At 70.4% G+C, this 22,007-nt stretch carries 22 protein-coding genes; 9 read left to right on the top strand and 13 right to left on the bottom strand.

The window, feature by feature from the left end:
* Positions 1-50: 50 nt before the first annotated feature.
* The 3 genes from ACYVD5_RS24025 to ACYVD5_RS24015 all read right to left on the bottom strand — a co-directional run bounded on the left by ACYVD5_RS24025 (position 51) and on the right by ACYVD5_RS24015 (position 2,320).
* Positions 51-929, bottom strand: a complete 879-nt coding sequence (locus ACYVD5_RS24025) for a hypothetical protein (RefSeq protein ID WP_461003404.1) — start codon at positions 927-929, stop codon at positions 51-53.
* Between the two features lie 399 nt (positions 930-1,328).
* The gene (locus ACYVD5_RS24020) at positions 1,329-1,520 is read right to left on the bottom strand and encodes a DUF397 domain-containing protein (RefSeq protein ID WP_461003403.1); all 192 of its coding nucleotides are present in this window, start codon (positions 1,518-1,520) and stop codon (positions 1,329-1,331) included.
* Entirely contained in the window at positions 1,517-2,320 is an 804-nt protein-coding gene (locus ACYVD5_RS24015; RefSeq protein ID WP_461003402.1) for a Scr1 family TA system antitoxin-like transcriptional regulator, read from the bottom strand. The genes ACYVD5_RS24020 and ACYVD5_RS24015 overlap by 4 nt, the downstream gene beginning before the upstream one ends.
* 192 nt (positions 2,321-2,512) lie before the next feature.
* On the opposite strand from ACYVD5_RS24015, the gene ACYVD5_RS24010 reads away from it, so the two are divergent.
* From ACYVD5_RS24010 to ACYVD5_RS24000, 3 genes are read left to right on the top strand one after another with little or no spacing between them, the layout of a single operon-like run.
* Positions 2,513-2,899: a hypothetical protein gene (locus tag ACYVD5_RS24010; RefSeq protein WP_461003401.1), complete on the top strand. Its 387-nt coding sequence runs from the start codon at positions 2,513-2,515 to the stop codon at positions 2,897-2,899.
* Positions 2,896-3,156, top strand: a complete 261-nt coding sequence (locus ACYVD5_RS24005) for a hypothetical protein (protein WP_461003400.1) — start codon at positions 2,896-2,898, stop codon at positions 3,154-3,156. The genes ACYVD5_RS24010 and ACYVD5_RS24005 overlap by 4 nt, the downstream gene beginning before the upstream one ends.
* A complete protein-coding gene (locus tag ACYVD5_RS24000) occupies positions 3,153-3,461 on the top strand; it encodes a hypothetical protein (protein WP_461003399.1) in 309 nt (102 codons plus the stop codon). Before ACYVD5_RS24005 ends, ACYVD5_RS24000 begins: the two co-directional genes overlap by 4 nt.
* A gap of 629 nt (positions 3,462-4,090) precedes the next feature.
* On the opposite strand, the gene ACYVD5_RS23995 is transcribed toward ACYVD5_RS24000, so the two are convergent.
* The 10 genes from ACYVD5_RS23995 to ACYVD5_RS23950 form a co-directional block, all read right to left on the bottom strand.
* Positions 4,091-5,437: a family 43 glycosylhydrolase gene (locus ACYVD5_RS23995; protein ID WP_461003398.1), complete on the bottom strand. Its 1,347-nt coding sequence runs from the start codon at positions 5,435-5,437 to the stop codon at positions 4,091-4,093.
* Between the two features lie 272 nt (positions 5,438-5,709).
* Positions 5,710-7,179, bottom strand: a complete 1,470-nt coding sequence (locus ACYVD5_RS23990; protein ID WP_461003397.1) for a sulfatase-like hydrolase/transferase — start codon at positions 7,177-7,179, stop codon at positions 5,710-5,712.
* Positions 7,176-8,108: an aliphatic sulfonate ABC transporter substrate-binding protein gene (locus ACYVD5_RS23985; RefSeq protein ID WP_461003405.1), complete on the bottom strand. Its 933-nt coding sequence runs from the start codon at positions 8,106-8,108 to the stop codon at positions 7,176-7,178. The genes ACYVD5_RS23990 and ACYVD5_RS23985 overlap by 4 nt, the downstream gene beginning before the upstream one ends.
* 215 nt (positions 8,109-8,323) lie before the next feature.
* Complete coding sequence (locus tag ACYVD5_RS23980) at positions 8,324-9,115, bottom strand: ABC transporter ATP-binding protein (RefSeq protein ID WP_461003396.1); 792 nt, start codon at positions 9,113-9,115, stop codon at positions 8,324-8,326.
* Entirely contained in the window at positions 9,112-9,927 is an 816-nt protein-coding gene (locus ACYVD5_RS23975) for an ABC transporter permease (protein WP_461003395.1), read from the bottom strand. Before ACYVD5_RS23975 ends, ACYVD5_RS23980 begins: the two co-directional genes overlap by 4 nt.
* 28 nt (positions 9,928-9,955) lie before the next feature.
* On the bottom strand, positions 9,956-11,149 hold the full coding sequence (locus ACYVD5_RS23970) for an ROK family protein (protein ID WP_461003394.1): 1,194 nt from the start codon (positions 11,147-11,149) through the stop codon (positions 9,956-9,958).
* A gap of 276 nt (positions 11,150-11,425) precedes the next feature.
* Positions 11,426-12,295 (bottom strand): enoyl-CoA hydratase, encoded by an 870-nt coding sequence (locus tag ACYVD5_RS23965; protein ID WP_461003393.1) that lies wholly within the window; start codon positions 12,293-12,295, stop codon positions 11,426-11,428.
* Positions 12,296-12,415: 120 nt separating this feature from the next.
* Positions 12,416-13,639, bottom strand: coding sequence for a CaiB/BaiF CoA transferase family protein (locus ACYVD5_RS23960; protein ID WP_461003392.1), 1,224 nt, complete (start codon positions 13,637-13,639; stop codon positions 12,416-12,418).
* Positions 13,640-13,754: 115 nt separating this feature from the next.
* Positions 13,755-14,699 (bottom strand): C-terminal binding protein, encoded by a 945-nt coding sequence (locus ACYVD5_RS23955; RefSeq protein ID WP_461003391.1) that lies wholly within the window; start codon positions 14,697-14,699, stop codon positions 13,755-13,757.
* Complete coding sequence (locus ACYVD5_RS23950; protein WP_461003390.1) at positions 14,696-15,493, bottom strand: GntR family transcriptional regulator; 798 nt, start codon at positions 15,491-15,493, stop codon at positions 14,696-14,698. The genes ACYVD5_RS23955 and ACYVD5_RS23950 overlap by 4 nt, the downstream gene beginning before the upstream one ends.
* A gap of 154 nt (positions 15,494-15,647) precedes the next feature.
* Here ACYVD5_RS23950 and ACYVD5_RS23945 point away from each other — a divergent pair, with 154 nt between their 5' ends.
* From ACYVD5_RS23945 to ACYVD5_RS23920, 6 genes are all read left to right on the top strand, one after another.
* Complete coding sequence (locus ACYVD5_RS23945; RefSeq protein ID WP_461003389.1) at positions 15,648-16,337, top strand: RraA family protein; 690 nt, start codon at positions 15,648-15,650, stop codon at positions 16,335-16,337.
* 193 nt (positions 16,338-16,530) lie between these two features.
* Positions 16,531-17,409, top strand: coding sequence for an NAD(P)-dependent oxidoreductase (locus ACYVD5_RS23940; RefSeq protein ID WP_461003388.1), 879 nt, complete (start codon positions 16,531-16,533; stop codon positions 17,407-17,409).
* 109 nt (positions 17,410-17,518) lie between these two features.
* Positions 17,519-18,496, top strand: coding sequence for a carbohydrate ABC transporter permease (locus tag ACYVD5_RS23935; RefSeq protein ID WP_461003387.1), 978 nt, complete (start codon positions 17,519-17,521; stop codon positions 18,494-18,496).
* Positions 18,493-19,395: a carbohydrate ABC transporter permease gene (locus tag ACYVD5_RS23930; protein ID WP_461003386.1), complete on the top strand. Its 903-nt coding sequence runs from the start codon at positions 18,493-18,495 to the stop codon at positions 19,393-19,395. Before ACYVD5_RS23935 ends, ACYVD5_RS23930 begins: the two co-directional genes overlap by 4 nt.
* A 65-nt stretch (positions 19,396-19,460) precedes the next feature.
* The gene (locus tag ACYVD5_RS23925; RefSeq protein ID WP_461003385.1) at positions 19,461-20,855 is read left to right on the top strand and encodes an ABC transporter substrate-binding protein; all 1,395 of its coding nucleotides are present in this window, start codon (positions 19,461-19,463) and stop codon (positions 20,853-20,855) included.
* A 111-nt stretch (positions 20,856-20,966) separates the two neighbouring features.
* Positions 20,967-21,854, top strand: a complete 888-nt coding sequence (locus tag ACYVD5_RS23920) for an amidohydrolase family protein (protein WP_461003384.1) — start codon at positions 20,967-20,969, stop codon at positions 21,852-21,854.
* Positions 21,855-22,007: the final 153 nt, after the last annotated feature.

The following is a 22,007-nucleotide window of genomic DNA, read 5'->3' as shown; positions in this document are numbered from 1 at the left end:
GCGGTCACTGATCGCCTACGACCACTGACCGGTACACACAACAACTCCCATCAACGATCTAGTCCGCTCAGTGCCACAGACCAAGTCTCGCACGCGGCTTCCAAGTGACCACGCTTAAGCTGAATCTCGCCAAGATCCGATAGCGTCAGCGCATGGATTCGCGGATGAGTTTCGGGGTTCCAAAACCGCGCCGATTGTCGATACTGATCTTCGGCTCCTGCGAGGTCCCCCATCGCTGAGAGCGCTTTAGCCGCCTGGTTGGTCAATCGTGCTTCTGGCGGTCCGCCCAGGCTAGCCCACCGAGGAGGCCCATCCTTAGGTGCGGTATTCAAAAGCTTCTCAGCCGTGCCAATGGCCGCCAGAGCCGACTTCCCGTCCTGATTTGCGGCATGCGCACGGCCGGCGGTAAGCCAGAACAAGGATTCCGTTTCCTCATTGACATGCCCGCGCACACGCGATAGTGCCGCTTCAGCAATATCTGCGCAGTGCTCCTTGTGTCCATTGTCAAAGGCTTGATGTGCCAGGATACGCAGGACATAACCAGCATGCGCGTTCGGGTCGGACTCATCGGCAAGCCGGAACGCATGCAGATAGTACCGCTGTGCCAGACCGGCCCTTCCGGCGTCATGAGCTTTCCACCCAGCGAGATAGGCCAGTTCAGCTGCGGCTCCGAACATATCTTTCCGCGTCTCTTCCCTGCGGAAGGTACCGTTGCAGTAGCCTGCCACGTCCGATACCAGGTACTCGACGACGGCAGAGCGACTTGTGCCACCCCCGAGGCGTTCATCAGCACGGTTGAATACTTCGGTGACTTCCCGAACGGTTTCAATCTCCGTTTGACCGACAGTTCCCCCCTGGCCGGCGGACGCGCCATCAGCAGCGTGATGCAGTTCAAGCGGCAGCGTCAAAGCCCCGACGGAGTACGCCATAGATCCAAGGAAGCTGCGTCTATCCACGTCGGACCGCCCCAAGTTTGCAAGTGCTGACACAGGGTAACCGGCGAAAACACCCCGCGCTGTGTCCCCCTCCGAGGACGGTAGCCCAAGCTCCGAGGGAGTGACCAACCTGCAGGACCGGCGCCCCGTCCGAACACCCCGGCCGCACCGCCCCCGCCGATGGCATGGCCGACCTGGCCGAACTGGTACTGATCGGGCCGCGGAGCCAGCGGAGCCACCGGGACCGCGCCCATTGCGGGCCGGTCCTGGTGGCGCGTTCTTGCGCCTGCCTGGGGAGCGGAGCGGACCCGGCGGAGCTGGCCACCGGCCCGGACACAGCAATACCCCCGCAGCCGCCGGCGGCAGGGGTATGCATGTGAGGGGAACGAGGGCTTACAGCTCCGCCGACTTCACCGCCGTCAGGAACGCTGTCCACGCATCTGACGACATCACAAGATGCCCGGCGTCGCGGTTCTGCGTGTCCCGCACCGCCGTACCGTGCTCGGACGTAGCAGCGATCTCCACACACTCACCACCTTTCGTGTTGCTGTAGCTACTCGTGCGCCATGTCTCGTCCAGGATCACAGTGTTTCCCGCACCTTCCTTATCAGCTCCGCTGACGGTACCGGGGCCAGCGCGAGCGCCCGAAGATCTTCAAAGTCTTGCCCGTACTGCCGAACATCGCCTTCATCGTGGTCTGCGTCCGCCGAGACACGCGTCTCCATCACCAGCACGGTTTCCTGACTGGGCAGCCGTAGAAGCTGGAACGACCCGTCAAGTCCCGGATGCGGAGCCGACGCAAGAGGCAGGATCTGCACCGTGACATGGGGGTTTACCGACATGGACAATACATGATCAAGCTGTTCTCCCATCACGTCAGGTCCCCCTACAGTACGAAGCAGAACGGCCTCATCTATGACAAAAAGTGCACGTGGTGGAACATCATCCCACACAGTCGTTTTACGTTTCATCCTGGTGTGGACCGAGGCTTCAATCTGTGAGTCAGTAGCTGTCGCGTCGCCCGCCCGAAGTGCTGCGCGTGCGTACGCCTCTGTCTGGAGCAACCCGGGGATGATCCCAAGGTGGAACTGCCGCACTTCCTCCGCTTGATAGACAAGATGCTCGACTTGAACAAGCCAAAGGGGCGTCCCCGGCCGATTTGCCTTCTCTACAAGCCGCTCGATGTGGTCACCCGAGGACAGCGCAGCATCAAGTTCCTTGGCGTAGGCGCGCTTGCAGCCGCGCACTCCGCGCTCAATCGCGCTGATCATTCCCGCCGAAAGTGACACATGCTGTGACAAACGATCGAGCGACAAACCCAGCGCCTCGCGTCGCCGCCGAATCTCGCTCCCGACCCGAAGCCATTCCTTTTTCACCGGTTCCATAGTCTAATTTCACCACGCCACCACTACAGGCGTCTACGGCGTAACTACAAATCTCCCCAGTGCCGTGTGACTTGTGGAAATAGTGCCTCCACTACAGGAATCGTGGGTCGGGCAAAGAAAACGGCCCTGCCGATGCTTCACGGGCATCGGACAGGGCCTTAATCCCCGACCTGACAGAACCAGGTGGAGACCATGACCAACCCTAGCGGCCTGAATTCGCACTACGTGCCCGCTACGCCCCACTACCCGCCCCAGCACACCGGCCACCCACCACGGCCGGTCCGGCGCCGGGGACGGCACCGGGCCGCCCGCCCTTACCTCGCGCGCCTGCCCGAGCCCGAAACCCCCGTGCTGCCCGCGATCACCCAGGACACGGCACCGCCCCCACCCCCGCACCCGCCCGTCGCGGGCCGGCACCGCAGGACCAACCCCCGGCCTGAACACTCCGGCCGCACCGCCCCCGCCGACGACCTGGCCGAACTGGGGGCACTGACCCGCCGACTCCTCGCCCAACGCCCCGACCTGGCCCACCCCGCCGGCATCGGCATCGGCGTCCGGACGGGGGTGGCCCCGCGATGACCGCGACCGCTCACCCGCAACCCTCCGGCGAGCCCGCCAAGGCCCGCGCCGCCGCCGCGCTGGAGCACGCCTACCCCGACTGGACCATCAGCATCAGCCGGGGCCGCTTCACCGCCCGCCACCGCCACGAGGACTACAACGCCCGCCGCGAACAATGGGGCCTGGTCAAAACGACCGTCTTCGCCGACACCCCCCAGCAGATGCGCGACCGGCTCGACACCCAGCACGAACTGCGCCGCGCGGAGGCACCCCGGTGACCGGCACCCACCACAACCAGGACCACTACCGGTACGAGTACCGGCACGGCGGCGGGCCCGGCGAGATCGTGCCGCCCGGCACCGTCGTGGCCGACTACTCCTGCACCTGGCGGATCCGCTGCTTCCTGTGGTGCGGGAACGAATGGTGGACCGTCCAGCGCCACGACCCGGTCCCCGAGGCAGCCCTCGCCTACGGCGTCCGCCGCATCCTCAACACCTGGTCCAGCGAAGACCGCGTCCGCGAATGGCTGGAAGGCCAAACCGCGGCCTGGCACGAGTGGGAAACCGCCCGGCCCATTCTCTGACCCCGCGACCGGGCCGACCGCGGTGCCCCTCGTGCCGGATACGGCCCGGCCCGGTGACCGCACCCCCCGACGCGGCCGGGAAGCGCAGCCCCCGACCGGGCCATCGACACCCGACCGCACCCAGAGACGTCCCCGCCCGCGCTTCCGTGTCCATCCTCCGCGGGCGGGGACCCGCCCACCGCACCCCACGACACCACGGAGGCACACCGAGCACACACATACGACGGGCCGCCCCGGATTGCCCTCCGGGACGGCCCACAACGGCCGCGCCCCCGCCACTGCCGAGCACCAAGGGCGCAGTTCCACCCACACCGTGAATGGAGAACCGCCATGCAAGCATATCCGCCCACCGACCAGTGCCCCGGAGGATGCGGAAAATCCGTCCGGCACTGCACCTGCGACAAAAAGGGCCCGAAGGCCACCGCTGCCGTGCACACGACTTAGTCCGGCAATAAGTTGGTGGCGACCATGCAGGAATGCGGAATACCCGTCTCGGCTGTGACATCCGGGCATTTCTGCATGGCCATCGATGCGCGGGAGCCCGGGCACGAGCATGTCCGGGCTCCCGGCTCGACGCGGCCGTGCATTACGGCGGCGACCCGCCGAACACGGCCTGGGCCCGCCGGCCGTTAGTCATCGTGGTGGTTGCCGTGCCGGCGCTCGACGTAGATGCGGTTGCCCTCCGGGCCGGTCCATTCCAGGGACACGACACCGGGCACGGCCGCATCGTCGATCCGCGACGGATCGGCCCAGTAGCCCTGGGCGGGGTTGCGGAAGAACGTGGCCCACAGGTGGCCGCGGTGGTCGGCGAAGATGTTGTTGTGGCCGATGCCGACACCGACGGTCCACCGCTTGGAGTACGGTCCTTCGAAGCTGTCCGCCACAGCGGCGACCGTGTCGTACTGGTACTGCTCGCGTCCGGGACCGCGCGGGTCGTAGGCGCAGCGGGTGCTGCCGTCGTCGTTGGTCGACTTCCGGCTCCATACGCTGCCGAGCAGGTAGTACTTGCCGTGGTGCTTGTGCACGTAGGCGCCTTCGATGTAGGGCTCCGGCGAGTACGGCTGCTGCTGGAACGCCGGGAGGTCCGTCGCCGGGACGATGTCCTCCATGTCATCCCGGAACTTTGCGTAGAGGTCGTTGTGCAGCACCAGCCACGCCTCGTCGCCCTCGGTGTAGAGGCCGCCGTCGATGTGGTGGTAGGCGCCGTCCTCGATAAAGCCGGGGCCGCCGATGAACGGGTCGCCGAAGGGTTTCTCCAGGCTGCCCTCGATGAGCCGGTACGGCCCCTCGACACCGCCCTCGCTGACCAGCATGAACGACCCGACCTTCTGGGAGTGGTCGCCCATGCAGGCGGTGATGTACCAGGTGCCGCGGAAGTAGTGCACCTCCGGCGCCCAGACGTTGCCGCGCTTACCGAACCGGTCGTCGTGCCAGTACTCCTGCCACGGCGCGACGACCGTGCGCCCGGGCCGGTTCTCGTCGGTGAACTCCGGCGACCACACCTTGCCCTTCTCGGCACCGGGCCGGAACCCGGTCGTGTCGGCCAGCCGCCACGGCCCGTGCAGCGACGGCGCCACCCAGACGAAGATGCCGTCGTTGTACGGGGCGGCCTTGTCGAGCCCGGGTACGCGCGAGGTGCCGGTGGCGACGTACATCGGCCGCCCGCCGACCCGGAAGCAGTTGACGTAGGTGTCGCGCATCCAGACCCGGCCGAGCTCCTCGTCGCGGGGGCGCGGCTCCAACGGGAGGACGAAGGAGTTGTCCTCGCGCGGCCACAGGTCCTTGCGGGTGTCGGCGATGCCGTAGGGCTCGGGTTGGGGCCAGTTCGACGGGTAGCGCCCGCCCGCCCCGCCGGCTGCCGGTGCCGGAGCCGCCAGCGCAGCGGGCGCGGGCAGGGCCGCCGCGGTCGCCAGGCCGGCGGAAGCCGCCAGCAGGGTCCGGCGGTCGACGTGCAACTTGTTCTCGGAGTTGACCATGGGTTACGGCCTCCTTCACGTCCAGAACGCCGGTGCCCGGATTGCAGGGGGATGGCCGGGTCCTGGAGTAGTGGTTGCTGCGTGCGCGCCGCCCGCTCTCGGGCGGTGCGCGGAGATCCGCGGGCGGGTACCCGGTGCCTGCAGCGGGCATAGCGCTGCAGGCGGGCGGGCACCCGTGCCCCCCGCGGCGTTCGGTGCGCCCGATCCGCGGAGCGGTGTGCTCCGCGCGGACCGGGCGGCGGTGCGGCCCCGGTTCCGGCCCTGCCGTGCGCCTACCGGGTGGTGCCGGAGGGTTCAAAGGCGCTGAGGCTGGGGTCGTAGTCAGCCGCGCCGATGTCGTACATCGAGGTCATCCAGTGGTAGAAGTTGTCGCCCCGGTCGCGGAGCAGGTCGTACAGCCGCCGCATGAGCCGGCGGCGCGTCTCGGCCATCTCCGGGTGCGGGTACCGGTTGCTGAGTTCGTGCGGGTCGGCGTGCAGGTCGTAGAGCTCGTTCACGGATTCGGGGTTGACGATGAGCTTGTAGCGGTCGTCGCGGATCATCCGCTGCGGATAGGGGAAGTGGTGGCCGTGGAACTCGGCGAGGAGCTCGGCGGGCCAGTCGGGTTGCTCGCCGCGGATGAGCGGTAGCAGGCTGCGGCTGTCCACGGCCGCCGACGTGTCGCAGCCGGCCAGCTCCAGGATGGTCGCGGTGCAGTCGGTGAGGGTGACGAACTCGTCGCGCACCTGGGGTTCGGCGCCCGGAACCCGCACGATGCCGGGAATGCGGTAGATGTCCTCGTACATCGCAGGGCCCTTGTCGTGCAGCCGGTGGGCCCCGGTGAACTCGCCGTGGTCGGCCGTGAAGAACACGGCGGTGTCGTCGGTCAGCCCGAGCTCGTCGACCCGGTCCAGGATCCGGCCGATCTGCTCGTCGATCAGCGTGACGTAGCCCCAGTAGACCGCGATCAGCTTGCGGGTGACCTCGATCGGCATGGTGTCGAAGGTCCAGTGCGCGCTGTAGTTCTGCTGCACGGACGGCTTGCCCTCGAAGGTTTCGGCGATCGAGGGCGGCAGCTCCACCAGGTCGGGGTCGTAAAGGTCGTAGTACTCGTCGGGCAGCAGGTAGGGCAGGTGCGGGCCGAAGAAGTGGTTGGCGAGGAAGAACGGCCGGCCGTCGGCCGCGTACTTCTCCAGCTGCTCGATGGCGCGGCTGGCCAGGTAGTACTCGAAGGTCGCCTCGACCGGCTGCTGCAGCCGGGCCGCCAGCAGGTTGCCCGGGTTGCCGTTGGGCGTGGTGCCGCGCACCGGATCCGTGATCCGGTACGGCGGCAGGTCGCGCTCCTGCAGGTAGGCCAGGTAGTCGGGGTGGTCGACCGGGTTGTGCCAGCCCTGCAGATCGGGCCCGTCGAAGCCGTAGGAGGCCGCGTTGCGGTGGGTGCCCCCGTGGAACTTGCCGATCAGGCCGAGCTGGTAGTCCTGCTCGCGCAGGGCCTCGGGAAAGGTGAAGGCGTCCTCGCGCAGGTCCTCCAGATAGCCCACGTTGCGCTCGTAGTTGGCCAGCAGCCGGTGGCGGAACGGCGCTTGGCCGGTGAGCAGGCTGGCCCGCGCGGGCGTGCAGATGGCGGTCGGGGTGTAGCACCGGTCGAAGCGGGTGCCGGTGGACGCCAGCCGGTCGATGTTGGGTGTGGCCACGTGCGGATTGCCGTAGCAGCCCAGGGTGTCGACGCGGTGCTGGTCGGTCATGAGGAAGAGCAGGTTCACTTCTTGGACGCTTCCGTGTAGAGGTCGCCGGTGTAGTAGTCCTCGGGAGCGGGCACGGACTCAAGCTGGCCGGTGTCGACGAAGAACTCGCTGAGCCCGTTGAGCCACTCGCCCGCGGTGCCGTCCTCGGTCGCCTTCACCAGTTCGGCGGTCGGCAGGGTCTCGACGTTGGCGGCGTCGGCCTTGACGTCCTTCTCGGGGATGTCGAGCATCTCCGCGGTCAGCGAGATCGACTCATCCGGGTGCTCGGCTCGCCAGTCGTTGGCCTCCTTGAGCACGCCGATCACCTTGGTCTTGGTCGCCTTGTCCACGTCGTTGCCGCCGACGAAGGCGGTGGGGAAGACCTTGTCGCCCATGTCGCGGGTGCTGGCGACCTCGTTGAGCTCCGGCACCTTCTGCTTGATGTTGTCGATCAGCGGGTACCAGATGCCCGCGGCGTCGATCTGCCCGGAGGAGAACGCGGAGACGACGGTGGAGGGCTCCATCGGCACCTTCTCGATGTCGTCGGGCGACATGCCGGCTTCCTCAAGCGCGAGGTTGAGCGCCATCTCGCCGGAGGTCCCCTCGGGAACCCCGACCTTCTTGCCCTTGAGGTCCTCGACCGAGGTGATGTCGGGCTGGGCGATCACGCGGTCGGCGTAGGCGAGCGTGTTGATGGCCACGACCTCGCACTTGCCGGAGGCGGGCAGCCACATCGCGCCGGGCCCGATGTAGCCGAAGTCGAGGTCGCCGGCGCCCAGCGCCTGGATCTGCACGGGGCCGTTGGTGAAGGACTTGACGCTGGCGTTCACGCCGGCCTCCTCCCACATGCCCTGTTCTTCGGCGATGGCCAGCAGGCTGGCGCCGTTGTAGTCGCTGATGTAGCCGAACTGGATTTCTTCGCCGCCGCCCCCGCCGGCGGAGCACGCCGCCATCGACAGTGACGCCATGGTCACGCTTAGCAGTGAAGCAACGGTGCGACGAGGTATACGCATGGCGGATCGGTCCTTCCAGAGGGAAACGATGGTTATGGGGAGTTCATGGGGATCTGGCAGCGGAGGCGAATGGGAACCGGGGGATGCCGGGATCGAGCGGAAACCGGATGGGGACTCGGATACGGCGCCGCGGGGTCCGGTCGTGTGCAGCGGAGGCGGGCCGCGGCCGGTCAGGACGCCGGCGCGGTCGATTCCTGGTGGTACACGGAGTGCCACACGTGGTTGCGGATGCGGCTGAAGTCGGCGGATAGCCGCACTTCCTCCGTCCGGGGATAGGGCAGGTCGACGTCGATGACCGTGTGGATGCGGCCCGGCCGGGCCGCCATCACGACCACGCGCCGGGCGAGGTAGACCGCCTCGTCGACGTCGTGGGTGATGAACATGACGGTGCGCTGCTCCTGGGTCCAGGTCTCCAGGAGCTGGTCCTGCAGCTGCACCCGGGTCAGGGCGTCCAGCGCACCGAAGGGTTCGTCCATCAGCAGCACCTGCGGGCTGACCGCGTAGGCGCGGGCGATGGCGCAGCGCTGCTTCATGCCGCCCGAGAGCGTCTTGGGCAGGACGTCGGCGAACTCGGTGAGCCCGACGAGGTCGATGGCCCGCTGCGCGCGGCGGGTGCGGTCCTCGGCGGAGATACCGGCGATCCGCAGGCCGAACTCGACGTTGCGGCGCACGGTGAGCCACGGGAACAGGGCGTACTGCTGGAAGATCACCCCCCGCTCCGGCCCGGGGCCGCTCACGGGCGCGCCGTCGACCAGGACCTCTCCGGCCGTGGGCTGGTCCAGGCCCGCCGCCATGTTGAGCAGCGTGCTCTTGCCGCAGCCGGAGGGCCCCACGACGGTGACGAACTCGCGGTCGGCGATCGCCAGGTCGACGCCGTCGAGCGCGGTGAAGACCGAGTCGTGCATCGGGTACGACTTGACGGCGCCGCGGAATTCGATCTTGTTTGCGGTCTGGGCGGTCATCGGCGCTCCTGCCAACCGGTAAGGCGCTTTTCGGCGAGCAGCAGCAGGCGGTCCATGGCCATTCCGAGCACGCCGATCGTAATGAGCCCCACGAAGATCGTGGGGAGGTCGTAGTAGAGCTGGGCCTGCTGCATCCGGTAGCCGAGCCCGGCTTGGGCGGCGATCAGCTCGGCGGCCACCAGCGTGGCCCACGCGGCACCGAGCCCGGTCCGCATGCCGACCAGGATGAACGGTGCCGAAGCCGGGATGATCACCTTCAGGAAGATTGTCCGGTCCGGTGCGCCGAGCACGCGGGCTGCGTTGATCAGCGTGGGTTCGACGTTGACCACCCCCTGCAGGGTGGCGACCACGCTGAACAGGAAGGCCGCAAGGAAGATCACGAAGATCTTCGGCACCTCGCCGATGCCGAGCAGCACGATCGCCAGCGGGATGATGGCCAGCGGCGGCACCATGCGGAAGAACTGGACATACGGTTCGAGCAGCGCGCGCATGGTGGGGTACCAGCCCATGAGGAACCCGATCGGCACGGCCAGCGCGGTGCCGAGCGCGAAGCCGGTGAACACCCGGCGCAGGCTGGCGGCCATATCGCTGGTCAGTGTCCCGTCGGCGATCATCTCGCCGGCCCGCGTGACCACCGCGAGCGGCCCGGGAAGGCCGATCGCCTCGATCGAGGACACCGCGGCCCAGACCGCGATGCCGATCACCAGGGACGCGACGTTCAGCACGTGCGACCGCTGCAGGCGCCGCCCGGAGCGCCGGCGCGCGGGCGGCTTGGCCGGTGATTCCTTCGGTGGTGTGGTGATCACGGCCATGGCTTCTCCAGCCCGATCGGGGGCTTGCTCATCGGGAATCCTCCTCGGACTTCGAGTTCGTGGGGTAGCGGGAGAGCAGCGGCGATTCGTGCAGCACGAGGGCGATGGCCCCCAGCGCGCCGCCGGTCTCACCGAGGGTTGCCGGGCGCAGGTCCGCCCAGTGCTGCGAGATCGGCATGATGTGCGCCCAGAGCGCTTCCTCCAGGGGCCCGAACAGCGCCTGCCCGGTTTCGGCCAGCTCACCGCCGATCACGACGAGGCCGGGGCCGACCGCGTTGCACAGCCCGCCGAGCACGGTGCCGACGCGCGTGCCGACCTCGGCGAGTAGTTCGCGGGCCGTCTTGTCGCCCCTGCGCACCGCCTTGGCCAGTGCGGGGACGTCCTCGGCCGTGCCGCCGGCGGCACGGTAGGCGTCGAGCACCGCTCCGGCTGATGCGACGGTCTCCAGGCAGCCGGTGCCGCCGCACCAGCAGGGCCGCCCGTTGTCGGCGACGGGGATGTGGCCGAACTCCCCGGACAGGCCCTGCGGCCCGCGGTGCAGCGTGCCGCCGAAGACGAGCCCGCCGCCGACGCCGTAGGACAGCCGCAGGTAGATCACTTCGCGGCTGCCGGCCGCAGAGCCCCAGGTGGCTTCGGCCAGTGCGGCGAGCCGGGTGTTGTTGTCGATGACCACCGGGACGTGGAAGTGGTCGCGCAGCAGGTCGGGCAGGTCGTCGACCCGGTGCGCGGGTGCGGCCTCGTTGCCCGGGTTGAACACGGGGCCGACCACCCCGGCACCGACCGCGGTGAGGGCCCCCAGTTCCAGGGAGCCGTCGTCCAGCGAGTCGACCAGGCGCCGGGCGAGGGCGGCCCGCTCCTTCCAGGGCAGGTCGGCCGCGTGGGCCTCGCTCGCCGTTCCGATGATCTCGTGCGCGACGTTGACGGCGGCCACATGCACGGCCCGCCGCGCGAAGTCGATCCCGATGACCTGGCCCGCCCCCGGATTGAGGGTCAGCTTCTCAACGGGGCGGCCGCGCTTGCGCTGGGTGGATTCGGGCGGCGAGGCGACCACGGCGCCGGTGGCGATCAGTTCGGCGACGATCTCGTAGAGGGTCGTCCTGGACAGCCCGCTGAGACTGCCGAGGCTGCCGCGGCTCAGTGGGCCGTGCTTGCCGAGCAGTTCCAGTACGAGTTCCTTGTGCCCCCGTCGAAGTCGTGTGAGGGGGCCGGCCTGGGACGACATGCCGACAGCATGCGACCCGTCACATAATTTCGTCAATACCCCGAAAAAAATCAATGTGACCGAGTTCGCACGCCGCCCCCGCAGCTCCCGCACTCCGCCCCACCCACACTGATCTGCGCCGCCGCAGGCGCGGACGCCCACGGGGACGGGGAAGTTGTGCGTGGCGGCGGGTTCGTGGCAGGCTGCATGCCCGTCGGCGGACGGCCCGTGCAGCGGTTCAGGGCCGCCCGAGCGTCAGCCGCGCCCTCGGGCGTTGCCCTGTACCGTTCCCGCCCGTTACCGGTTGCGCCAGTTGGGGGTCTTTTTGGCGGCGAAATCGGCGACCGCGTTGCGGAAATCCTCGCTGCCGTAGACGCGTTCGATGATGTCGCGGTCCTCGGGCAGCCCGGTGTTGCGTAGGCGGCGGGCCGACTCCTTGGCCGCCCACATGCTCAGCGGGGCGTGCGAGGACAGGCGGTCGGTGAGGGCGGCCGCCTCGGTGTCGAGGGTGTCCTCGGTGGCCAGGCGGGGTACGAAGCCCGCTGCGTGGGCCTCCTCGGCGGTGAGCATCCGCGCGGTCAGCAGCATGTCCAGTGTGCGGGCCGGGCCCAGGTGGTCGGACAGGAGTTTGTAGGTCGGCAGCGCCAGGCAGTTGCCGAGCGTGCGCGCGATGGGGACGCCGAACCGGGCCGACGGTGCCGCTATGCGCAGGTCGCAGGCTGCGGCGATGGCCAGCCCGCCGCCCACGCAGTAGCCGCGCACGACCGCGAGCGTGGGGACGCGGACCGCGGCGAGGCGGTCGATGATCGCGCCGATGCGGTGCTCGTAGGCGACGCCGTCGGCGCCGCTGGTGAAACCGGCGAACTGGCCGATGTCGGTGCCGGCCACGAACGCGGCGCCGCCCGCGCCCCTCAGTACCAGGACGCGGACGTCCTCGTCGGCGTCGGCCCGTTCGCACGCCTCGGCCAGGCCGTCGTACATCGCCCAGGTCATGGCGTTGCGGCGGGCCGGGCGGTTGAAGGTCACCTCCAGCACGCCGCCGCGCCGTTCCACCAGCAACTCCGGGCCGCCCGGCCCGCTGCCGCCGCCCGCCTCGCCCGCCGCCGCTGCCGCGGACTCCGCCGATTCTGCCGACTCCGCCGGCCCTGCCGCCGCGTCCTCGCTCATGTGCCGCCCTTCTTCCGCCTCGGTCCCGATGTTGCGGTGTTGCGATCTTGCGGTGGTGCAGTGTTGCGGTGTCCCGGTACTCCCGCCGGTATCGCCGCCTCCTGCCCGCCCGGCCCGCGCTCAGGGCCCGGACGTATTCTCCTCGGGCCGTCCGGCGCCCCCGGCGAGGAGCGCGGCGATCTCGTCCTCGCCCACACCGGCGCCGCGCAGCGCGGCGCGGGTGGCGGCGCCCAGCACCGGACCGGCCGTCCCCCGGCGCGCGGGCGTGTCCGAGAACCGCATGGGCGAGCCGAGTTGGCGGATGGCGCCGGCGGCCGGATGCTCGGCGTCCCAGAAATAGTCGCGGGCGTGCAGGTGCGTGTCGGTGTAGACCTCGCCGTACTCCGAGATCGGCGCGCAAGGCACACCCGCCTCGCTCAGCGCGTCCAGCAGTTCGGCGCTGCTCCGGCGCCGGGTCACCGCCTCGATGGCCGGTATCAGGGTGTCGCGGTGCTCGCGGCGGGTGAACGCGGTGGTGTACCGCTCGTCGCCGGCGAGGCCGCCCAGGTCCAGCACCGCACACAGCGCCCGCCAGGTCCGCGCGGTGGTGGCACCGACCGTCACATGCCCGTCGGCGGTGCGCAGCGCCTGGTAAGGGGCGTGGGCCTGGTGCGCCGAACCGTACCGTCCGCCGGCCTGGCCGGTGGCGAAGTAGCGGCCCGCCTCCCACACCGACAGCGACACCGCCGACTCCAGCAGCGACACGTCGATGTACTGGCCCCGCTCGCCGGTGCGGCGCTCGTGCAGTGCCGCGACCACGGCCAGCGCCGTGTACAGCCCGCACACCAGGTCGCAGACCGGAACGCCCACCTTGGCGGGGTCGCCGTCGGGTTCGCCGGTGATGCTCATCAGACCCGAGCGGGCCTGGGCCATGATGTCCAATCCGGCCTGCCCGGCCAGCGGGCCGTCCTGGCCCCAGCCCGAGGCGGATGCGTAGACGATGGCGGGGTTGGCCCGGCTCACGTTCTCGTAGTCCAGTCCCAGGCGGCGCATCGCGCCCGGGCGCAGGTTCTCCACCACCACGTCGCTGCCGCCGGCCAGGCGCAAGAACGCCTCCTTGCCCGCCGGCGACTTGAGATTCAGCGCGACCGACTCCTTGTTCCGGTTGAGCCGGAGGAAGGGGGAGCTTTCGCCGGCGACGAAAGGCCCGGTCTCGCGAGTGGGGTCGCCGCCATCGGGGTTCTCGATCTTGAGGACCCGTGCGCCGAGGTCGGCGAGCTGCATGGTCGCGAACGGGGCTGCCATGAACACCCCCGCTTCGAGCACGGTGACCCCGTCCAGCGGTGGACGGCGTTGTTCGGCCATGGGAGTCGTCCTTTGCGGATCGGTGCGTGCGGCGGCGGGCTGCCGGGCCGCCGCCGCGGGGTGGGGGTTGCGCGCTGCTGCGCGGTGCAGGAGGCGCAGCAGGCCAGGCTCAGACTCAGGGACCGGACGTGAGCGCCTCCAGCAGCCGCTCGGCCGCGCCCGAACGCAGCCTGCGGAGCGATCCGGGGGACAGCCAGGCGACGTGCGGGGTGACCAGGACCCGGGGATCGGCCAGCAGCGGGTCGGCCGGGTCGGCGGGCTCCTGCCACCACACGTCGAAGGCCGCCGCGCCGAGCTTGCCGGTCTCCAGCGCGCCGGCGACCCCGGCCCGGTCGACCAGGCCGGCGCGCGCGGTGTTGACCAGCGCCAGACCGGGCTCGGCCAGCGCCAGCGCGTCGGCGCCGACGGCTGCGCGGGTATCGGGTGTCAGCGGGGCGTGCACGCTGACCGCGGTGCTGTTCTCCCACAGTTCGGTCCACTCGACCGGACGCACTCCGGCCGCGGCCATGTCCGCGGGCGCGACAAAGGGGTCGTGCGCGGCGACGTCCATCCCGAAGGCCGCCGCCCGCGACGCGACGCGCCGGGCGATCGCGCCGAAGCCGAACAGGCCCAGGCGGCACCGGCCCAGCTCCAAAGGGTCGGGAAGCGCACCGCGGGCGGGCCAGCGCCCCTGCGCGGTTTCGCCGGCCCACAGCGGGATCCGCCGCAGGGACGCCAGCAGCAGGGCCATGGCGTGGTCGGCGACTTCGGCCGAGCCGTAGCCGGGCACGTTCAGCGCGGCCACGCCGAGTTCTCCGGCCGCGTCCAGGTCGACGTTGTCCAGACCCACCCCGTAGCGCACGACGGCGCGCACGCCGGGGGCGGCCCGGAGCACGCGGCGGGTGATGGGCGCGTACTGCACGAGCAGCCCGACTGCGCCGGTGCGGGCGGCCTCGGCGGCGGTCTCCTCTTCGCTGCGGCAGGCGGCGTGCACGACGCGGTAGCCGGCCTCCTCCAGCACACGCCGTTCCAGGACCGCCTCGCCCATGTCGCAGTCGGTGATGAGCACGGTGTCCGTCATGGCAGCTCCCCGCCGCTGCCGCCACCGGACGCGCCCGCCGCAGGCGGCTCCGCGGCCCCCTGCGCCGTATCAGCGCCACCGCCCGCGCCCGGGCCGGCGGCGGCGTCGACTGCGAGGAAGGACCGCTCGCCGTGCACCGCCATCTCGGCGTGCACGGCGGCGGGGTCGCCGGCCTCGATCAGCCGCAGCAGGTGCCGGTGCCGGTCGACGTGGGAATCCAGGTCCTCGAAGTAGTTCTCGCGGACGTGCAGGTTGCGGGCCATGCACAGCAGGAGCTGCTGCTGCAGCGAGTGGTACATCTCGTTGACCCTGCGGTGCCCGGCCAGCGCCACGATCGCCGCGTGGAAGGCGTAACCGGACTCGACGAGCGCGCCGCGGTCGGCGTGCTTCGCGGCCTCCTGCATCCGTTCCAGCGCCGCCCAGCACGGCCGCAGCCGCTCGGGTTCGCGCACCGGCACGCCCAGGTCGACGGCCAGCCGTTCCAGCGCGGTGCGCAGGGTGAGGATCTCGTGCACGTCGGTGTCGGTGAGCGCGGCGACGAACGAGCCGCGGCGGGGCTTGGCCACGACCAGGCCCTCCTGCTGGAGCAGCCGCATGGCCTCGCGCAGCGGCGGGCGGCTGACGCCCAGACGCTCGCTGAGCCGTTCCTCGGCGAGGCGCTCGTCGGGTCCCACCTCACCCGACAAGATGAGCCGGCGAATGCGCTCCTGGGCCATCTGCACCATGCTCGGCGGGTCGAGCGGAGCGCCGTCCGAGCCTGCATCGGAGCCCCGCGGGGCATCCGCTCCTGCCATGATCTGCTCCTTCGTCGGTCGAGTGCCGTGGGAGTCCATCGTGCGTCGTTCTGACTTCAAACTATTGTAGACAATAGTCGGCCTCTGTTATAGATAGAACCACACCACCCCGAGACGTACTTCACACGGGGCGGAACCGAGCAGAGGAGATCACATGCAGGTGCAGGAAGTCGTCGCCCTTTTCGACGGGCTGCGGGTCGCCGACGTCCGCGACGGCATGGACTGGGTGGGGCTCCACCACAAGGGGACGGTCGCCCCCGAGATCACGCCGCTGTGGCAGGGCGCGCGGATGACCGGCGTCGCCCGCACCATGCGGCTCCGCCCGTCGGAGAAGGACGTCCCCGCGCTCACGCCCGAGGCCTACACCGATTGGGCCTACGGCTACTGGTACAAGGAGCTGTACTCGCCGCCGGTCAAGCGCGACCTGGTCGACGGCGAGGTCGTCGTGATCGAGTCCGCGGGCCTGGACGTGGGCGAGGTCGGCTCCAACAACTCCCTGGAGTGGTACGCCGCCGGCGCCCGCGGCGTCCTCACCAGCGGCGGCGTGCGCGACACCGACGAATGCATCATGCAGCAGGTCCCGGTCTTCTGCCGCTACCGCGCGCAGAAGATGGTCCAGGGCCGCGTGGAGTTCGACGCCACCCAGGTCCCGGTCAACGTCGGCGGTGTGCTGGTGCGGCCCGGCGACGTGATCGTCGCCGACTACGACGGTGTGGTCGCGGTCCCGGCCGAATACGCCGAGCAGGTGGCCAAGTACGCCCGCCAGGAACTGGACAACGACAAGATCGGCCGCCGCAGGATCTACGAACAGCTCGGCCGGCCGCTGGACGACTCGGTCCGCTAGGGGCCGGCCTCCTGGGCCTCCTGGGCCGGCTCAGCCTCCTAGGCCTCCTGGGCAGCCGGCGCGGGGACGGCCGCGCGCGGCCGGAACCTTCCGCGCCGCCACCGGCTCCATCCCCCGCGTCCCCCGCCCGGCACCCGCCTGCCGCCTCCCGCGGCTTCCCGCAGCCGTCCCCACCGCACTGAAAGGGCGCACAGTGTCTCTGTCCCGGTCCCTGTCGGCAGCCACCTCCCGTATCGGTTTCATCGGCCTTGGCAACCTGGGCTCGCCCATGGCCCTGGCACTGCTCCGCGCCGGCTGGGCGGTCGCGGTGCACGACCGCGATCCCGAAGCCGCCGCGGCCTGCAAGCAAGAGGGGGCGGCGGTCGCAGCCGGGCCCGGCGGTTTCGCCGACTGCGCCGCGGTCGCACTGGCCGTACCCGACGACGCCGCGGTCGAGGCCGTCTGCGAAGGGCCCGCCGGCCTGTTCGCCGTCTGCGCGCCCGGAACCGCGGTGGTCGTGCACAGCACCGTGCTGCCCGCCACGGCCGAGCGCCTGGCCGCGGCCGCCGCCGAGCACGGCCACGTGCTGATCGACGCGCCGGTCAGCGGCGGCGCCGAACGGGCGCTGCAGGGCACACTCACTGCGATGGTCGGCGGCGGACGCGAGGGCGTCGCCGCCGTCCGCCCGCTGCTGGACGCGGTCGCCGCCGAGGTGCTGCACGTGGGCCCGCCCGGCGCCGGGGCGGCGGTCAAACTCGCCAACCAGCTGATGATGTTCTCCGCCCTGGCAGGTGTCCACGAGGCGCTCGACCTCGCCGGGGCCTACGGGGTCGCCGGCACCGACGTGCTGGCCGCCGTGCGCACCGGTACCGGCGACTCCTGGACGGCCCGCAACTGGGGCTTCTTCGACCGGGTCGCCCGCGCCTACGACTCCGGCGGAACACCCGTCGCCGAACGCCCCTGGTCCAAGGACCTGTGGGAGATCACCGCGGCGGCCCGCGCGGCGGGAGTACAGGTCCCCGTCGCCGGGCTGCTCGCCCAGACCCTCGCCGAGCGGGTGGAGTCCCACGCCCGCGAGATGCCGCCGTCCTGACCCCTGCGGCAGCACGCCGCGCGCCGAACGCCGAGCGTGTCCGCTCCTTCGGCGTGCCGGCGGCTCCTTCGCGGATCTCTTCGCGACATCGGAGGAAGCAGGAAAGCCCATGACAGCCACCGCACCTCTGCAACCCGGCCCCGGCTCCACCGCCGAAAGGCCGGTTCCACGCCGGCCGCGGCTGCGCGGGCCGCGCGTCCGGCCCGGACGCACCAACCCGCTCACCGCCGCCGCGTTCCTCGGGCCGTGGCTGACCGGGCTCGTGCTGCTGACACTCGGCCCGATGCTGGCCTCGCTGTACCTTTCGTTCACCCGCTACGACGTGCTCAGCAGCCCCGAGTGGGTCGGCTTGGACAACTTCGTGCGCATGTTCACCGCCGACCCGCGGTTCTGGTCCTCGGTCGGGGTGACCCTGGGCTATGTCGGGCTGTCGGTGCCGCTCGTACTCGCGTTCTCGCTGCTGCTGGCGGTGGTGCTGGAACGCGGCATCCGGTTCCTCGCCGGCTACCGGGTGCTGTTCTACCTGCCCACGCTGCTGGGCACCAGCGTTGCCGTCGCTGTGCTGTGGCGCCAGGTCTTCGGCGAAGACGGGATCTTCAACCTCGCGCTCGCACTGGTGGGTATCGAGCACGGCAGCTGGGTCGGCGACCCCGCCACCGCCATCTACACGATCGTGGTGCTCAACGTCTGGGCGTTCGGCTCGACGATGGTGATCTTCCTGGGCGGGCTGCGCCAGATCCCGCGCGAGCTGACCGAGGCGGCGGCCGTCGACGGTGCCGGGCCGCTGCGCCGGTTCTGCCACGTCAAGCTGCCCATGCTCACGCCGCTGGTCTTCTTCAACCTACTGCTGACCACCGTGCACGCGTTCCAGGCGTTCACCAGCGCCTACATCATCAGCAACGGCACCGGCGGCCCGTCGGATTCGACGCTGTTCTACACCCTCTACCTCTACGAGCAGGGCTTCGGCCAACTGCAGATGGGATACGCCTCGGCGATGGCCTGGGTGCTCGTCATCGCTCTCGCGGCCTTCACCGGCCTGCTGTTCTGGACCTCCCGCTACTGGGTGCACTACGGAGACCAACGATGACCACGACCGCGCCGCGGCGGCGGCACCGGACCGCCCCTCCCCGCCCGATCTTCGGCAGACGCGCGGTGCGCAGCCGCATGGTGCGCTCCGTCGCCCGCCACGCCACCCTCATCGCGGTACTGGGGATCATCCTCTACCCGCTGCTGTGGATGCTGGCGGCGTCGTTCCGCCCGGAGAACGAGATCTTCACCAGCCTGGGGCTGCTCTCCGGCAACTACACCCTGGACAACTACCGGCAAGGCTGGAGCGGCGGGCAGCTTGAATTCTCCCGTTACTTCCTGAACAGCATCACCATCACCGTGCTGGCGGTGATCGGGAACATCTTCGGGTGCTCGGTGACCGCCTACGCCTTCGCCCGCCTGGAGTTCCCGTTCAAGCGGACCCTGTTCGCGGTGGTGATCGGCATGCTGCTGCTGCCGTACCACGTAACGCTGATCCCGCAGTACATCCTGTTCAACGAACTCGGGTGGGTGAACACCATCCTCCCGCTGATCGTGCCGCGGTTCCTGGCGGTCGACGCCTTCTTCGTGTTCCTGATGGTGCAGTTCATCCGCGGCCTGCCGCGCGACATGGACGAGGCCGCCCACATCGACGGCTGCGGCCACTGGGGCATCTTCTTCCGCATCGTGCTGCCGCTTTCGCTGCCGGCCCTGGGCATGACGGCGATGTTCACCTTCGTCAACACCTGGAACGACTTCCTGGGCCCGCTGCTGTACCTGAACACCCCCGACCGGTGGACGGTCGCCCAGGGCCTGGGCTCCTTCCTCGACGCCTCGGGCCAGTCCTCCTACGGCGCGCTGTTCGCGATGGCCAGTCTGTCCATCGCACCGATCGTGGGCTTCTTCCTGGTCTCCCAGCGCCTGCTGATCGAGGGCGTGGCCACCACCGGCCTGAAGTGACGGGCGCCGGTACCGGAACGCCCGGCACCGGCGCAGACCAGCATCCAACGAGAGTGGGGGCAGCAGTGAGAAGAGGAAACGGCACACCGGCCGCGCGCGGTGCGCACGGCCTCCGGCGGCGCGCCCGCGCCGTGTCGGCGGCATCAGCCGCCATGGCGCTGGCGCTGCTGGCGGCCGGCTGCGGGCTGGCCTCCGCGCGGCCGACGGTCGACACCACCACCGACGGCACCGGCGCTGTCGGCGGCACCGTCCGGCTGACGTGGTGGGGCTCGCAGGAACGCAACGAACGCACCAACGCCGTCGCCGACATGTTCGAGCGGCGGTTCCCCGGCACCGAGGTGGACCGCGAGACCACCAACATGGGCAACTACTTCAAGCGGCTCAACGTGCAGGCGGCGGGGCGGAACCTGCCGTGCCTGACCCAGTTGCAGGGCCGCCAGCTCAACGACTACACCAGCCGCGACGTGCTGTTGCCGCTGGATCCCATGGTGGAGTCGGGGGCCATCGACGTCGGCGACATCCCCGGCGACGTGCTCGACTCCGGGCGCGGACCCGATGGCAAGCTGTACTTCATCCCCTACGGCGCCGCCTACGACGCGCTCATGGTCAACACGACGTTGGCGGAGCAGTCCGGTGCGGGCATGCTCGCGTCCGATTACGACTGGCAGGACTTCGCCTCATGGGCCCGCAAGGCGCAGTCGGGGCTGCCCGAGGGCACCGCGGCGACCAACCTGCGCGGCGGCCAGCCCAACTACTTCATCGCCTACATCCAAGGCCACGGCAAGCGCATGTTCGCCGAGGACGGCACCCTCGGCTTCCCCAAGCGGCTGCTCACCGACTACTTCCGGATGTGGGAGGGGCTGCGCGCCGACGGGGCGACCACCACCCCCGCCGCAGTCGCCGAAGAACCCACCCAGCCCGAGGAGAGCTACATCGCCCGCGGGCGGGTGATGAGCGACTCCCGGCCCGGCAACACGCTGGCGGCCGCCCAGGAGACGCTCGGGGCCCACGCCCAGGGCCAGGACCTGACCACCCTGCCGCTGCCCTCGGGTCCCGAGGGGTCCGGCAACGTGCTCATCACCTCGGGGTTCGCGATCCCGCGCAGCTGCGGCAACATGTCCACGGCCGCGGCCTTCATCGACTTCTGGACCAACAACCCCGATGCCGGCAGGGCATTCGCCTCCGACAACGGAGCGGTCACCAACACCGAGCTGCTCGACGACCAGTTGGCCGACCCGGACCTGCCGCCGAAGAAGAAGCAGGAGCTGCACCTCTACCAGGAGATCGTGCGCCGGGGGGCACCCGCGATCCTCTACCCGCCGGGGTACCAGGCCGTGTTCGAGCAGGCGTTCATCCGCACCTACCAGGACGTCTCCTTCGGCCACGCCACCCCGGAGGAAGGGGCCGACGCGTTCTTCACCGAGGCCAACGCAGCGCTCGGCAAGCAGCCGGACCAGTAGCCGGCCGGCAGCCGGCAGCCGGCGGAGGGCGATGGCCGGCGGACCGGCAGCCGGCAGACCACCGCGGCGGGCGGCACGCACCGCCGCGGGTGACGACGAGGAGTTGCGACGTTGGCGTACACCATCGATGCCCATCACCACTTTTGGGAGCTCGCCGCCCAGGAGCAGTCCTGGCGCACCGCCGACCACGGCGCCATCGCCGCCGATTACGGGCCCGCCGACCTGCGCGGGCACCTGGCCGAGAACGGCGTTTCGGCCACGGTGCTGGTGCAGTCGGTGGACACGCCCGCCGAGAACGACCGGCTGGCCGGCTACGCCGAGCGGGCGCCGTTCGTCGCAGGCGTCGTCGGTTGGCTGCCGGTGCTGGATCCGCAGGCGGCGCGCCGCGAACTCGACCGCATCCGCACGCCCGGCCCCACCGGTGCGCCGGCGCTGCCCGGGTTGTGCGGGGTGCGCTGCCTGGTGGGCCGCAGCAGCCTGGACCGCCTGACCGCCCCCGACGCCTTGGAGCTGTTCGCCGAACTGGCGGCCGCGGGACTGGTGTGGGAGGTCGTTCCGGTGACGGCCGAGCAGGCGGAGACGGTGGTGCGGATCGCCGCCGAGGTCCCCGAGCTGAGCATCGTCGTCGACCACCTGGCCCGGCCGCCGCTGGACGGGGCCGATCGTGCGGCGTGGCGGCGCATCCTGGCCCGGCTGGCGGCGCGGCCCAACGTCGCGTTGAAGGTGTCGGTGGGCTTGGACGTACTGACCGCGCTGCCGGTGTGGGACGGCGCGGCGCTGAAGGCCCCGGTGGCGGCGGCCGTGGCGGAGTTCGGCCCGCAGCGGCTGATCCTGGCCGGCAACTGGCCGGTCGTGCTGCTCAGGGCCTCCTATGCCCGGGCGCTGACCGACCAGACCGACGCGCTGCGCGCCGCCGGGCTGTCCGGCACCGAGTTGGCCGGCGTACTCGGCGCCAACGCCGCACGCTGGTACGGGCTCGCCCTGCCCCGGTCGCTGTGAAGCGGTCTGCCACACCACCGGCCGCCGGTTGCGGGACGTCCCGTTCACCGGGACAAGCCGGTGCGATCGGGTGGCCGATTCCGCCGATCCCGGACTTTCCGCTCGCTCCTACCGGTCCGGCGGGCGAAAATGGTCATAAGTGCAAGATCGGCG

The organism is Streptomonospora sediminis (assembly GCF_054778995.1).
The sequence above is the reverse complement of the archived record's forward strand: the minus strand, read 5'-3'. Positions and strand labels throughout refer to the sequence as shown.